We start from the raw sequence: 13,810 nt of genomic DNA, 5'->3' as shown, positions 1-13,810 counted from the left end.
GGCTTGCTCGATCAAAAAATCAGCCGCAACCTTAGACGGATTCAGGGCTGATGGCGCAATGCATCTATCACGACGCCCTATGCTGACGACTGCTCGCGACGGTTGGGGTAGTAAAAATGGTATCCGGGAAACGGTTGGCACCAGTCTTCCAGCACACGCACCAGACGCCCTTCGGCAAGCTGCGTTGAAACCATGTCTTCCGGCAGGAAGGCCAGGCCGCAGCCAGCAACCGCTGCGCGCAGAATTGGCGCGCTGCTGCTGAATGTCCATTGCCCTTCGACGCGCGCTTTCAGCTCGTGACCCTCCTTTTCAAAGTCCCACTGCAACAGGCTGCCGTGAGTGGGCAGGCGCAGGTTGATGCAGTTGTGTTCCGCGAGATCGCCGGGTGTTACAGGTGGCGTGTAGTTGCGAAAATACTCGGGGGAGGCCACGACCGCCATGCGCAGTCTGGGGCCGATCGGCACGGCGATCATGTCTTTGGCCACCTGATCGCCGAGGCGGACACCGGCATCATAGCGCTGCGCAACAATGTCGGTGAGGGCGTAATCGACGGTGATTTCTACATGGATGTCTGGGAAGTCCGGAAGCACTTCCAGCAGTTCGGGCCAAAGGATGTTATTGGCGGCATGTTCTGAAGCGGAAATCCGCACATTGCCCGCAGGCGTGTCGCGAAACTCCCTGACGGCTGCCAGTTCCAGTTCGATTTCTTCGAAGCGTGGTGCCATCGACTGGTACAGGCGCTGGCCGGCTTCGGTCGGTGACACGCTGCGCGTGGTTCGGGTCAGCAGCCGCACACCAAGACGCGCTTCGAGTGCGCGCATGGTGTGGCTGATCGCCGATTGCGATACGCCCAGCTGTGCCGCAGCGCGAGTGAAACTGCCTTCGCGGGCAATAACCACGAAGGCTTGCAGATCGTTGAGGTTGGCGCGAGACATTGAGGAGGTCTTTGGTAAGTTGAACGGACCAGGCTTCATGTGAGCATATTGCGTATCGGCCGATACGCCGTGCGTTGCCGATGATCTGTCAGTCCAGATTCTTCTCGGCGAGAAACTTCGCTACCAGGTCTGCAATCTGGACGTTGTTCAGGTCGGACATCGGGAAGTGCGTATTGCTCTTGATGCCGATTTCAGGACGGTGAATCAGAAGGTTGCTTGCCACGTTCATGATCATCCCTTTGACGTTTTGAGTGCTTGTGTCAGCACCTCGCGTTCGCGCCTGGCGATGGTTTCATCTGCCTGCTCGGCGAGTATGTTGGCCACTTCGCGCAACTGTGCAGCGCTTAAACCCACCCTCATGCTCGCCAGCATATGGGAACGCAACTGCGGCTCGGCACCCGGCGTTGCTGCCAGGGCACCGACGGTGGCCAGCTCGCGGTTTTGCCAGTCGAGGTTGTCGCGCTCGAAGATGTCGCCGAACAGATGGGTTTGCAGGAACTGATTGATGACAGGGGCGAAGTGATGGATAGGCCAGCGTCGAGCCTCTTCGTTGCTGAACGGGCCGTAGGCTTCTGCGGTATCGAAGAAGTCGACCCTGCGTTCTTGCGCGCTGCGGATCAGGCTGATCATGGCTTGCCTGTCGGCGGCCGGGCCGTAGGTCATGCTCATGCAGCCTAGGCCCAGCGCCGATACCTGAAGAGAACTGGCGCGATAGTCATCAGGACGTGCGTGTACAAACGTGAGCGATGAGCACGACGGCGGTAATCAATGCTCAATACGGCGAAATAGTCCCCAGCAAACCCACCGCTATCGCCAGCAACAAAAAACCTATCAATGAAAGTCCGAGCTTGCCCATGAGCGTCTCCTGCTGATCGATCTGTCTGTAACGAGTTGCAGGCTCCGGCTTCTGACGGTTTCCTGCGCGTTTTAATGCGTGGCCATTATCCTGCGCAGGCAGATTCTGGTACAGATTCAGAAACAGCTTAAAAATACGGATCAGTCGTACGTGGGCCGAACGTAAACACTTCAGAACGACGCGATGATTCGTCCAAGCATCGCCATGGCCTGCTCGCTGCGTTCATCCCAGGGCGTGCCGTAGTTCAGGCGTGCGCAGTTCTTGAAGCGCTGCGAGGCCGAGAAGATCGGACCGGGTGCAAGGCTGATGCCTTGGGCGAGGGCCATCTGGAACACCTGCAGCGAGTCTACCTGCTCGGGGAATTCGAACCACAGAAAGTACCCGCCAGCGGGTCGGGTGACGCGTGTCGCTGCCGGGAAATAACGAGCGGCAGCAGCCAGCATCGCGCCTTGTTGCAGTTCGAGGGTGTCGCGCAATTTGCGCAGGTGGCGATCGTAGCCGCCATGTTTGAGGTAGTCGGCAATCGCCGCCTGGGCGGGGACAGAGGGTGAAATGGTGGTCATCAGTTTCAGCCGATTGATCTGTTCGGTATAACGCCCGCCTGCCACCCAGCCGACACGGTAGCCGGGGGCCAGGGTCTTGGAAAACGAGCTGCAGTGCATCACCAGCCCGCTGTGATCCAGGCTTTTGACCGGATGGGGTGCATTGGCGCCGTAATACAGCTCGGCGTACACATCGTCCTCGATCAGCGGGATCTGCTGCCGTTCCAGCAGGTTGTAGAGCCTGAGTTTTTTCGCCTGGGTCATGCTCGCGCCCAGCGGGTTCTGGAAGCTGCTCATGAACCAGCAGGCTTTGATCGGCAAGCGTGTCAGGCTGTCCTGCAAAGAGTCCAGATCCACGCCGTCACGCGGATGCACGGGGATTTCGACGGCTTTCAGCTTGAGCCGCTCCAGCACCTGAAGGCAGGCATAGAACGCAGGTGCTTCGATGGCGACCAGGTCGCCGGGTTTGGTAACGCATTGCAGGCACAGATTCAGGGCTTCCATCGCGCCGTTGGTGATCACCAGTTCGTCGGCGGGCAGGCGCACGCCACTGATCATGTAGCGCAGAGCAATCTGTCGGCGCAGTTCGGAGTTCCCGGTGGTCATGTCGCTGACAATGCCCGCTGGCGTCATCGCCCGCACCGCTGAAGACATCGACTTGGCCAGGCGCGGCAATGGGTAAAGGTGCGGGCTGGGAAATGCCGAGCCGAAAGGGACGGTGTCCGGGTTCTTGAGCGAGCCAAGCACGGAAAAAATCAGGTCGCTGACGCCCAGTTCGGTGCCTTCGCTGGTGTGCCTGACCAGTTCAGGCTCGGTCAGCGCATTGGCAGCATGCTCGCGCACGTAATACCCGGAGCGTGCGCGAGCCTGAATCAGGCCTTTGTCTTCCAGCAGGTAATACGCTTTGAAGACGGTGGCGGGGCTCACCGAATAGGTGCGACTGGCAACCCTGACGGAGGGCACTTTCTCACCGGCGGGCAACACGCCGCTGCGAATCATTTCCGAAATGTCGGCGGCGAACTTTTCGTAGCGTTTCATAGAAGGCATCGGGGGCAAATGATGCCTGCATCATGAGTGAAAACCGCCTTTGCAAAACAGGGGCAAGTTATCCTGGAAAAAGCATATCAGCTGCGCTGTGTCGCTGTCGGGCTAGCCTCTGCGTCTTGAACCCCTCAAACGTATGGGTCTATGATGCTTACGTCCTGCGACCCATCGAAGGAATCACTTTTGTCCCGTTCCAGCTGGCTGCCTACGCCGCCTTAGCGCTTCGCCCCCTCGCCACACCCTGACTGCCACTGACCGCGGTCACCCGTTGCTGTGTCCGTTTGACGGTCGCCGCCACCTCCATCACTACTCATTCGAAAACCGATGCACACGTACGTCCAGCATTCGCTGCTGCGCGTCCCGCTGTGTTCGATACAGGTATTTCCATGCTCGAAAAAATCAAAGCTACGTGGTTTTCCAGCGTCCGGGCCGATGTTCTGGCCGGGCTTGTCGTTGCACTGGCCCTGATTCCAGAGGCCATTGCGTTCTCCATCATCACGGGGGTAGACCCGAAAGTCGGGCTTTACGCCTCGTTCTGTATCTGTGTGGTCATTGCTTTCGTGGGCGGCTGCCCGGCGATGATTTCCGCCGCCACAGGTGCGATGGCACTGCTGATGGTGAACCTGGTGAAAGAGCACGGTCTTCAGTATTTGCTGGCGGCCACTTTGTTGTGCGGCGTGTTGCAGATCATCGCCGGGTACTTGCGCCTCGGAGAGCTGATGCGCTTTGTTTCACGATCAGTGGTGACCGGCTTTGTGAACGCGCTGGCGATTCTGATTTTCATGGCCCAACTGCCAGAACTGACCCATGCGACCTGGCCGGTCTATGCCATGACGGCGGCGGGCCTGGCAATTATCTATCTGTTCCCGCGCCTGCCGTTGCTGGGCAAGCTGCTGCCGTCGCCGCTGGTGTGCATTCTGCTGCTCACGGCAATGTCCATTTACATGGGCCTTGATGTACGAACAGTTGGTGATATGGGCGCGATGCCTGACAGTCTGCCGGTGTTCATGTGGCCGGACGTTGCGCTGAATCTCGACACGCTGTTGATCATCCTGCCGTACTCCGCAGCTTTGGCGGTGGTGGGCCTGCTTGAGTCGATGATGACCGCAACCATTGTCGACGATCTGACCGATACCACCAGCGACAGGAATCGTGAGTGCAGAGGGCAGGGCATTGCCAATATTGCCAGTGGCCTGATCGGTGGCATGGCCGGTTGCGCGATGATCGGCCAATCAATGATCAACGTGAAGTCGGGGGGCAGAACACGACTCTCGACCCTCAGCGCGGGCTTGCTGCTGTTGATCATGATGCTGTTTCTGGGCGACTGGCTGGCGCGTATTCCGATGGCGGCGCTTGTGGCGGTGATGATCATGGTGTCGATAAGTACGTTCAGTTGGGAGTCGATCCGCAACCTTAAACAGTACCCGCTCTCGACCAATATCGTGATGGTCGTGACGGTGATCATGGTGGTAGCCACCCATAACCTCGCCTATGGCGTGCTGGTGGGGTCCCTGCTGGCCGCGATGTTCTTTGCCAGCAAGATCGCCCGTTATCTCGACGTCACTTCGCAACGCGACCCCGAGCACAGCCACCGCACTTATTACGTGACCGGTCAGGTGTTTTTTGCTTCTGCCGAGCGCTTCATGGCGTCCTTCGACCTGCGCGAAAACGTCGAAACACTCGCCATTGATCTGCGCGAGGCGCATTTCTGGGACATCACTGCGGTTGCCGCGCTGGACAAGGTGGTGCTCAAGCTGAGGAGGGCGGGTATCAGTGTGGACGTTGTAGGTATGAACCGGGCGACGGCCACGCTGGTGGATCGGTTTGGCGTGCACGACAAACCGGACGCTATCGATTCGTTGATGGGGCATTGATCCGCAGGTCCGGGTCAGCAGGGTCAGGCCGGGATTTCCAGGCGGATCACCGACCCGCCGCCAGGCCTGTTGCGCACCCCGATAGTGCCGTCATGCTCGAGGCAAATAGCCCGGGCGATGGACAGGCCAAGGCCGCTGCCTCCCGAATAGCGCGCCCGCGAACGTTCGGCGCGCCAGAAACGGTCGAACACCTGCTCAAGGTTTTCCGAGCCGAAGCCGGGCCCGCGGTCGGAGACGGTCAGTTCCATGCTCCGTGCGCGGGCCCTGCCGACAATCAGCAGTTCACCGCCCATCGCCGAGTAGCGCAGCGCATTATCGACGAGAATATTGACCACTTGGCCGATCCGGTCACGATCGGCGTTGACGGTCAGTCGTGGGGGGATGTCGATCGTCACGACAACGCCTGCTTCATCAAGCTGTGTGGCAAACCAGCTCAGGCGTTCGGCCACCAGTTTCTCAAGGGAAAATACCGTCTTGTCCAGGGTCAGCTGGCCAGCGCTGGCCAGCGAGAGAAGGTGCAGATCGCTCACCAGTTTGTTCAACTGGTTAAGTTGGCGGTGGACCATTTCCAGTTGTGCCAGATCGCGGGGGAACACTTCATCGATCATGCCCTGAATACGCCCCATGGCCGCGTTCAGTGGCGTGCGCAGTTCATGGGCGATCATCGCGCTGGACTCGCTGACCTCCAGTTCGTAACGGCCCAGCTGGGTGGTCATGGTATTGAAGTCGCTGACCAGCGCCTGTAGCTCGTCCGGGTCTTTGTCGCTCATTGGCAGGCGCGTCTTGAAGTCGCCCTGGGCGACCTGACGTGCGCCTCTGGCAATCGAAGAGAACTGGCTGGAAAGCGGGCGGGAGAACAAAAAGCCGAAAAAGATGATGATAGGGATGGCCATCATCACCAGCGCTGCCAATACCCACCATTCCTTGTTGGCGATGCCCGGCAGCAGGTTTTCAATCGGGTAATACTCGAAGAACAGCTCGCGAAGCTTGACCATGTCCATGGCAGGTTCGGCCTGCAATCGTATGAACTCCGTGCGCACATCGGCTGGCATTGCCTGCAATGTGAGCCAGTCAGACACCGTGACGTGCAGCCACATGCAGAACGCGATCACGATGACCGCACCGACCGCCAGCATGCTCATGCGCATGCCGACCCAGTGCCATAAAGGTTTCTGCCGGTGTCTGAAAAAACGTCGCATGAGGCTCACCTGAATCGATAGCCGACAGAGCGGACTGTCACCAGCACATTATCCACGCCGTGAATTTCGAGTTTGCGACGCAGATTGTGCACGTGCGCATCGACAACCCTGGCCAGCGCCTCGCTGTCGGGCAGGCAGATTTCCAGCAATTCTTCGCGGGTGAAGGCTTTGGAGGGTGTTTTCAGCAAGGTCGAAAGGATCTTGAACTCGGTGGGGGTCAGGTCGAGCAGTGTGTCTGTGCCGTCGTGTCCTTCAATGATGGCGGTGACTGCATTCAGGTCCACCAGCAGGTTCTGGTAACGCAAATGGCGGTCATTACTGGCGTTCTGCTGGGAGCGGCGCAGCACCGCGTGCACACGGGCCACCACTTCCTTGGGGTTGTAGGGTTTGACCACGTAATCGTCAGCCCCGTAGCGCAATGCGCCGAGCTTTTCCGGTTCGTCGCCCATGGCCGTGACCATGATCACCGGTGTGTCGCTGCAACGGCGCACTGCCGACAGCACGTCCGTACCACTGACCAGCGGCAGCATGACGTCCAGCAGAATCAGGTCGGGTTTCCACTGGCGATGCATATCGATACCGCGCTGCCCGTTTTCGGCCAGCCCTACGCTGAACCCGTCACGACGCAGATAAGCCTCGAGAATGCTGGCGCTGTCGGCATCGTCTTCGACGATCAGAATGCGTTTTCCTGACACAAGAATGCCTCTTGATCAAATCTTGATAATTCACGAACGGTTTATTGAAAGTCGACGTTCAGGATTGCGTCCAGAGCCCACTGTCGCGGACAGATCCTATGCTGATGAGTACACCGCTGTCCAAGCGTATCCGCAACCTCGGATGCTGTTGCCTGGCTATGCTGCTGAGCCTGATTTTTTCGGGTTGCTCGTTGATTCCCGAGTATCAGCGCCCGGCCTTGCCGGTTCCTGCAGACCAGTTGTCTGCTGTCGTCCCGGCCGGTGATGCGTCCATTGCCATCGCGCTGACCGCTGACGAAGAGGCGCTGGCTGCCGAGCTGTCGCCAAAGGGTGAATTGCGGGCTCTGTTGCAATCAGCCCTGACGTTCAACCGCGATTTTCGCGTGGCGTTGCTGAGAGTGGATGAAGCCAGGGCGATGCGAGGCATAACCCGTGCCGATCGTTTCCCGACGATTGCCGCAGGCGTCCAGCGTAACCGTCAACACTTCGATAATGCGGCTGCCGATGAGCGTTACGGCCAGGACCTTTCCATCGCATCGGTGGGCGTCTCGGACTTTGAGCTGGATTTTTTTGGGCGCGTGCGCAGCCTGTCCGAGGCCGCGCGGCATGATTATCTGGCCAGCACGTATGGCCAGCAGGCGGCGCGCAGTGCGCTGGTTGCCGAAGTGGCTCGCGCCTGGCTGGCCGAGCGTCTGGCCGCCGCCGTGCAGCAGGATGCGCAGACCGTTCATGATGCCCGGCTGATGCTGGTAAAGGCGGCCGAAGAGCAGCAGCGCCAGGGTGCCATTTCACTCGACGATCTGATGGCGCAGCGCCTTGATACCTTGACTGCACAGCAACAGGTGCAGGATGCGCTAAGCGATCACGCGAATGCTTCCCAGGCTTTGCTGCTGCTCACCGGCTACTCGGCAGTTTTGCCAGCCACCACGCCGGATACGCCGGCGCTGACCGCCGCGCTGGTCGAGCCCCCGGCCTGGCTGTCGAATCTGCCGTCTCAGCGTTTGCTTGAGCGATTTGATATTCGTCAGCGCGAAGAAGCACTCAAGGCCAGCAACGCCAATATTGGTGCCGCCCGTGCTGCATTCTTTCCGTCCATAAAACTCAGTACCAGCGTAGGTCTGCAAAGCGACAGTCTGCGCACGCTGTTCAGCAATGGCAGCGGTACCTGGCTGTTCTCCCCGCAACTGAACCTGCCGTTGTTCGACGGCGGGCGTAATCAGGCCAACCTGGATCTGGCGCATGTGCGCCAGCAGATCGCGGTCGCCGAGTATGAAAAAGCCATTCAAAACGCCTTCCGTGAAATGGCCGGTGTGCTGACCCGTCGTCAGCAGGCCCTGGGCCATGTTCGCAACGAGATCGAGCGCGTCGCGCTGGTCCAGGAAAAAGTGCGCCGCCTGTCCTTCGAACTCAATGCCGGTGCTACCGAACGCACGGCATTGCTGGGCTCCACCATCCGTATCGCCGAAGCCGATGCAGCCGGTCGCAAGTCACTCGATGAGCTGCAACAAAACCGGATCGACCTGTTTCGAGTGCTTCGCGGCGCAGAACCGACAACCCCACCTCAATCCTGAATGAAACCGGAGTATCACCATGAGTCCTGAAATCGCTCGTCCTCACGTTCGTCCTGCACTGCTCAAGCCTGCACTTGGCGTGTTGATCGCCTCAGTGGCCATGACACTGGTCGGTCAGGCCTGTGCTCAGGACAGCGCGTCCACGCAAAGCCAGTCTATTTTCGGCGACAGGTTCAACGTCAATTTCGGCCTCGGCATGGCCGTGCTGCCACGCTACATGGGGGCCGATGAATACCGCAGTCAGGTGTTGCCGATGCTCACTGTCCAGCGCGGTATCTTTTTTGCGGATACCGCACGGGGAGTGGGGCTGCAATGGCAGTCCGATTCCGGGTTCGGGGCCAGCGCAGCGCTCAACTACGATTTCGGCCGCACCGAGAAAAACAGTACAAACCGCCCTGGTTCCAATGAGCTCATAGGGATGGGCACCGTCAAGGGGGCAACGGTTGGCGACTTCATGATCTCTCAACAGCTCACGCCATGGTTGTCGGCCAGTGCCGAGGCCGAACTGCGTGTGGCCGGTGAAAAGCGTGGCAACCGTTACCGCTTGGGTTTTGAGGGCATCGCCTACCACAGCCAGACCGATACGGTGACGCTGGATATCGATGCGCATGCCGGTGACGGCCGTTACAACCAGACCTACTTCGGTGTGAGCCCGATCCAGAGTCAGCGCACCGGCTTTTCCAGATTCACGGCAGACAGCGGGATTTACGCGTACTCGGCTGCGCTCGCCTGGCAGCACACCTTTGATGCCCACTGGTCAACCGTTGCAAGCGTCGGGGTGACTCACTACACCGATCAGACCCGCGGCAGCCCGCTGGTCGAGACCGATGCTGAAGGCAGCGGTTTGATTGCCTTGAACTACGCCTTCTAAAGGGGTGAAGCCTGCCATGCGATTACATCCCGATGGGTTTCCTGATCTACAGCGATGTGTTTTACACGCTTGCAGTATCGTAATGATCGCCCTGATGGTCAGTGGGTGCAGCGATAAACATACGGCCAGCGTCTCGGCCATCCGTGCCGTCAAGGTTGAAGCTGCACGGGCAGGAGAGGGAACCACGGTGCGCTTTATCGGCACCGTTCGGCAGCAGGAGCGCGCCAGTCTGGCGTTTGAATCGGCAGGCACCCTGACAGAGCTGCGGATCGACATTGGCGATACCGTTGAAAAGGATCAGGTGCTCGCCAGCATTGACCGACAGCCTGCGCAGCTGCGTCTGCAAGAGGCGCAGGCCAGTCTGCGTCTGGCCAGAGCGCAGGCGGTTGAACGTGAGCTTAATTATCAGCGTCAGAAGCGTCTGCTCGCGGCAGGCAGTGTCGCCCAGAGTGTGGTCGAGTCGGCCCTGGCATCCAGCGAGCAAGCCAAAGCCGAGCAGGTCCGGGCCCAGGCCGAACAGGCTCTGGCCCATCGCGAGCTGGACCGCACCCGTTTGATCGCACCCTTTGCCGGGCGAGTAGTCGCACGGCATGCACAGCCGCGCACCGTGTTGCCCGCCGGGCAAGTGGTGCTGGACATCGAATCCGCTGCAGGGCAGGAGGTGGTGGCTGCTGTTCCGCTGGCGCTTGCCGAAACCCTCAAACCTGGTGACCTGGCCAGAGCCTCCAGCACGGCAGATGGCACTTCAGGGTTTGATCTGGCACTTGAAGGCATCTCACCCCGTGCCGATGACGGGCTGGTCAGAACGGCTGTGTTTCGTGTGCTGCGGCCTGCCAGCAGATTGCCCAGCGGCGTCACGCTGCTGGTGCAGATGCATCCCGATACCGGCACACAGCCCTTGTCGGTCCCGGTCCAGGCGTTATGGATGGGCACCGGCAGCAACTCCGCCGAGGTCTTTGTTTACCAGCCAGGCGGAACAGTCGCCCTGCGCTCTGTTTCGCTGGGTACGGTTAAAGATGGCCGGGCGCTGATCGCCAGCGGCCTGGCTGTCGGGGAGCGAGTGGTTACTGCCGGCGCGGCTTTCCTGCAGGACGGCGAGACCGTCACCCTGTTTCAGCCTGGCACACGCTTGACCGGGGGCACGCAATGAGTCTTACCTACCGCGCAATGAGCGCGAGCCGCCTGACCCTGTTTGCGGCCTTCCTGATTTTGCTGGCCGGTGTCGCGACCTTTTTGGGGTTTCCGTCGCAGGAAGAACCTTCGGTTACGGTTCGCGACGCACTGGTCAGCGTATCCCTGCCAGGACTCTCCACCGAGCGGACGGAAGAGCTGCTTGCCAGGCCACTCGAAGAACGCATCCGTGAACTGGCCGAGATCAAGAACATTGTCACCACGGTCCAGCCAGGCCGGGTGATTGTGCAAGTCATGGCGTATGACACCATCAAGGATCTGGGGCTGCTGTGGCAACGACTCCGGGCGAAGGTCAGCGAAACCAACGGCGTTTTCCCGGCCGGTACCCAAGGGCCCTTTGTGGACGATGATTTCGGTCGCGTGGCAGTGGCTTCCGTTGCGTTGACGGCGCCGGGTTTTACCATGAGCGAGATGCGCGCGCCGATAAAACGCCTGCGCAATCAGCTTTATGAGCTCAAGGGTGTCGATCAGGTCGAGCTGTATGGCCTGCAGGACGAGCGAATCTACCTCGACTTCGATCACCAGACCCTGGCGGCAGCCGGACTTTCGCCGCAACAGTTGCTCCAGCAATTGCAAAACCGCAACCTGATCGCGCCGGGAGGCAACCCGGTCATCGGGCAACAGAGCACCACGCTCTCGGTCAGCGGCGAGGTGCTGTCGCTGGATCAGCTTCGTCAGTTTCCCGTGCAGTTGCCTGGCGGACAGATGGTAGCGTTGCATGACCTGACCCGAATATCGGTGAGCCCTGTCGACCCGCCGGAAACCGAAGCGATCTATCAAGGGCAGGATGCTGTGGTGCTGGCCGCTTCGATGCAGCCAGGGCTCAATGTCCAGACGTTCGGTGCCGCTCTGCGCAAAAAGCTCGGTGAGCTGGAACAACAACTTCCAGCGGGTTTTACCCTGCACATCGTGACTTTTCAGTCCAGCGTGGTTCAGCACGAAATGAACAAGATGTATCACGTCATGGCCGAAACGGTCGTTATCGTGATGTGTGTGGTCATGCTGTTTCTGGGCTGGCGTACCGGCCTGGTGGTCGGGGTGATTGTGCCCCTGACCATCCTGACTACATTGCTGGTCATGCGCTCGCTGGGGATCGAGCTGCAGACGGTGTCGATTGCCGCGATCATCCTGGCCCTCGGCTTGCTGGTGGACAATGGCACTGTCATCGCCGAGGACATCGAGCGGCGTCTGCACGCCGGGGAGGACCGACGGCGGGCCTGCGAGGAAGCCGGGCGCACGTTGATGATCCCTTTGCTGACCTCGTCACTGGTCATTGTGCTGGCGTTTTCGCCTTTCTTTCTGGGGCAGACCAGCACTAACGAATACCTGCGTTCGCTGGCGATTGTGCTCGCCACCACGCTGATCAGCTCGTGGCTGCTCAGCATCACCGTGACGCCCCTGTTATGCTTTTACTTCGCCAAGGCACCGGCAGTCTCGGGTGCGACTGACAACGCCGATGAGTATGCATCGGTGTTCTATCGAGGCTATCGAAAAGTCATCGAGAGTCTGCTGAATCACTCCTTGATCTTCATCGCCAGCATGCTGGGATTGCTGACAGTTGCGGTCGTCGTGCTGACCCAGGTGCCTTATGACTTTCTGCCCAAGTCCGACCGCATGCAGTTCCAGATTCCGCTGGTGCTGGAACCCGGCAGCAGCTCGCGTGCCACGTCTCAGGCCGTGCGCGATATCAGTCAGTGGCTGAGCAGCGATCAGGACGTCAAACACAGCATCGGCTATGTCGCCAATGGCGGACCGAGAATTGTTCTGGGTCTCAATCCGCCTCTGCCTGCGCCGAATATTGCCTACTTCACGGTCAGTGTGCGTGACGGTGCCAACCTTGATGCAGTCATTGAGCGAACCCGGCATTTCATCCTGACTCAGCACCCCGAAGTCGAAGCGCAGCCCAAGCGGTTTTCCATGGGCACCACCGAAGCCGGGATTGCGGTCTACCGGGTCATTGGTCCTGACGAAAAAGTGCTGCGAAATATTGCCCGCAAGATCGAGCAAGCCTTGTCGGCATTGCCCGGAACCCTGGACGTACGCGATGACTGGCGTACCCGGCTGCTGCGTTACGACGTAGTCGTCGATCAGTACAAGGCGCTGCATGCCGGTGTTTCCACTCAGGATATCGCTCAGGCCCTGCAACTGAGGAACAACGGGCTGTCTGTGTCATCGCTGCAGGATGGCGAAACGGCTGTGGCGATTGTGGCTCGTGAGCAGGGCACACCGATTACGCCTGCCAATGATCTGGACAGCACGTTGATTTACCCGGCTTCCGGGGCGGCACCGCTGATGTTGTCCGCCATCGCGACGGTCGAGCCCCAGGCCGAGGCATCGACCATTCAGCGCCGCAACCTGGAGCGTGCGATTACTGTGGTCGGACACAACCCGTCTTTGACCGCCACCTCGATCATTGAGCATCTGGCACCACAGATTGCGACGCTCAACATGCCAGCGGGGTATCGCATCGAACTGGGTGGCGAAATAGAGGATTCTGCCGAAGCCAACCAGGCGCTTCTGCAATACATGCCGCACGCGCTGGTGGCGATGCTGTTGTTGTTCGTGTGGCAGTTCAATTCGTTTCGCAAGTTGCTGATCGTCATCTCCAGTGTGCCTTTTGTGCTCATCGGCGTGGCGTTGGCCCTGGTGCTCACCGGATACCCGTTCGGCTTCATGGCGACCTTTGGACTGCTGTCGCTGGCCGGCATTATTGTCAACAATGCGGTGTTATTGCTCGAACGCATTGAGGTTGAGCGCGGGCACGGGCTGTCGGTTCGTGATGCGGTGGTCAACGCAGCGATCAAGCGGTTGCGGCCGATCGTGATGACCAAACTGACCTGCATCATCGGCTTGGTCCCACTGATGCTTTTTGCCGGCCCGCTCTGGGAGGGTATGGCGATCACGATCATGGGCGGGCTGGCGTTGGGCACGCTGGTGACGCTGGGGTTGATCCCGATTCTGTATGGGCTGCTGTTTGACACGTTTGAACGCTGGCGTACCGCGAGTTGACTCATTACGGCCGGTGTTTGTGT

Annotated in this window: 10 protein-coding genes and 3 pseudogenes; 5 read left to right on the top strand and 8 right to left on the bottom strand. The window is 59.6% G+C overall.

Annotation, left to right across the window (positions count from 1 at the left end; all coding sequences use genetic code 11):
• Positions 1–77: 77 nt before the first annotated feature.
• The 6 genes and pseudogenes from RYB66_RS15395 to mapR all read right to left on the bottom strand — a co-directional run bounded on the left by RYB66_RS15395 (position 78) and on the right by mapR (position 3,371).
• Entirely contained in the window at positions 78–935 is an 858-nt protein-coding gene (locus RYB66_RS15395) for a LysR family transcriptional regulator (protein ID WP_057404628.1), read from the bottom strand.
• An 88-nt stretch (positions 936–1,023) separates the two neighbouring features.
• A pseudogene (locus RYB66_RS15390) lies at positions 1,024–1,143 on the bottom strand (alpha/beta hydrolase); the annotation flags it as partial.
• Positions 1,144–1,166: 23 nt separating this feature from the next.
• Positions 1,167–1,466 (bottom strand): annotated as a pseudogene (locus RYB66_RS15385) (carboxymuconolactone decarboxylase family protein); the annotation flags it as partial.
• Between the two features lie 12 nt (positions 1,467–1,478).
• Positions 1,479–1,604 (bottom strand): annotated as a pseudogene (locus RYB66_RS15380) (aldo/keto reductase); the annotation flags it as partial.
• Positions 1,605–1,707: 103 nt separating this feature from the next.
• Positions 1,708–1,893 carry a hypothetical protein gene (locus RYB66_RS26640; RefSeq protein WP_371217819.1) on the bottom strand — a complete coding sequence of 62 codons (186 nt, stop codon included), beginning with the start codon at positions 1,891–1,893 and terminating at the stop codon, positions 1,708–1,710.
• A 68-nt stretch (positions 1,894–1,961) separates the two neighbouring features.
• Positions 1,962–3,371: a GntR family transcriptional regulator MpaR gene (gene mapR, locus RYB66_RS15375; RefSeq protein ID WP_057404627.1), complete on the bottom strand. Its 1,410-nt coding sequence runs from the start codon at positions 3,369–3,371 to the stop codon at positions 1,962–1,964.
• 392 nt (positions 3,372–3,763) lie between these two features.
• Here mapR and RYB66_RS15370 point away from each other — a divergent pair, with 392 nt between their 5' ends.
• Complete coding sequence (locus RYB66_RS15370; protein WP_057404626.1) at positions 3,764–5,251, top strand: SulP family inorganic anion transporter; 1,488 nt, start codon at positions 3,764–3,766, stop codon at positions 5,249–5,251.
• Between the two features lie 23 nt (positions 5,252–5,274).
• On the opposite strand, the gene RYB66_RS15365 is transcribed toward RYB66_RS15370, so the two are convergent.
• Both RYB66_RS15365 and RYB66_RS15360 read right to left on the bottom strand, forming a co-directional pair.
• On the bottom strand, positions 5,275–6,450 hold the full coding sequence (locus tag RYB66_RS15365) for a sensor histidine kinase (RefSeq protein WP_046835250.1): 1,176 nt from the start codon (positions 6,448–6,450) through the stop codon (positions 5,275–5,277).
• 5 nt (positions 6,451–6,455) lie between these two features.
• Positions 6,456–7,145: a response regulator gene (locus RYB66_RS15360; RefSeq protein ID WP_004665612.1), complete on the bottom strand. Its 690-nt coding sequence runs from the start codon at positions 7,143–7,145 to the stop codon at positions 6,456–6,458.
• A 98-nt stretch (positions 7,146–7,243) separates the two neighbouring features.
• On the opposite strand from RYB66_RS15360, the gene RYB66_RS15355 reads away from it, so the two are divergent.
• The 4 genes from RYB66_RS15355 (at position 7,244) to RYB66_RS15340 (ending at position 13,787) form a co-directional block, all read left to right on the top strand.
• On the top strand, positions 7,244–8,716 hold the full coding sequence (locus RYB66_RS15355) for an efflux transporter outer membrane subunit (RefSeq protein ID WP_316894802.1): 1,473 nt from the start codon (positions 7,244–7,246) through the stop codon (positions 8,714–8,716).
• A 19-nt stretch (positions 8,717–8,735) separates the two neighbouring features.
• A complete protein-coding gene (locus RYB66_RS15350; RefSeq protein WP_004665610.1) occupies positions 8,736–9,587 on the top strand; it encodes a MipA/OmpV family protein in 852 nt (283 codons plus the stop codon).
• An 82-nt stretch (positions 9,588–9,669) separates the two neighbouring features.
• Positions 9,670–10,737, top strand: coding sequence for an efflux RND transporter periplasmic adaptor subunit (locus RYB66_RS15345; protein ID WP_005745941.1), 1,068 nt, complete (start codon positions 9,670–9,672; stop codon positions 10,735–10,737).
• Positions 10,734–13,787: an efflux RND transporter permease subunit gene (locus RYB66_RS15340; protein ID WP_316894800.1), complete on the top strand. Its 3,054-nt coding sequence runs from the start codon at positions 10,734–10,736 to the stop codon at positions 13,785–13,787. The genes RYB66_RS15345 and RYB66_RS15340 overlap by 4 nt, the downstream gene beginning before the upstream one ends.
• The last annotated feature ends 23 nt before the right edge of the window (positions 13,788–13,810 follow it).

It is taken from the genome of Pseudomonas syringae group sp. 243L2 (assembly GCF_032587875.1).
Lineage (GTDB): Bacteria > Pseudomonadota > Gammaproteobacteria > Pseudomonadales > Pseudomonadaceae > Aquipseudomonas > Aquipseudomonas amygdali.
This window is presented reverse-complemented; position numbering and strand designations above follow the sequence as displayed.

What these genes read in the sequence shown, in the direction of transcription:
- RYB66_RS15395 (WP_057404628.1), bottom strand. Translation starts at nt 935, where the DNA reads ATGTCTCGCGCCAACCTCAACGATCTGCAAGCCTTCGTGGTTATTGCC.
- mapR (WP_057404627.1), bottom strand. Translation starts at nt 3,371, where the DNA reads ATGAAACGCTACGAAAAGTTCGCCGCCGACATTTCGGAAATGATTCGC.
- RYB66_RS15370 (WP_057404626.1), top strand. Translation starts at nt 3,764, where the DNA reads ATGCTCGAAAAAATCAAAGCTACGTGGTTTTCCAGCGTCCGGGCCGAT.
- RYB66_RS15365 (WP_046835250.1), bottom strand. Translation starts at nt 6,450, where the DNA reads ATGCGACGTTTTTTCAGACACCGGCAGAAACCTTTATGGCACTGGGTC.
- RYB66_RS15355 (WP_316894802.1), top strand. Translation starts at nt 7,244, where the DNA reads ATGCTGATGAGTACACCGCTGTCCAAGCGTATCCGCAACCTCGGATGC.
- RYB66_RS15350 (WP_004665610.1), top strand. Translation starts at nt 8,736, where the DNA reads ATGAGTCCTGAAATCGCTCGTCCTCACGTTCGTCCTGCACTGCTCAAG.
- RYB66_RS15345 (WP_005745941.1), top strand. Translation starts at nt 9,670, where the DNA reads ATGATCGCCCTGATGGTCAGTGGGTGCAGCGATAAACATACGGCCAGC.
- RYB66_RS15340 (WP_316894800.1), top strand. Translation starts at nt 10,734, where the DNA reads ATGAGTCTTACCTACCGCGCAATGAGCGCGAGCCGCCTGACCCTGTTT.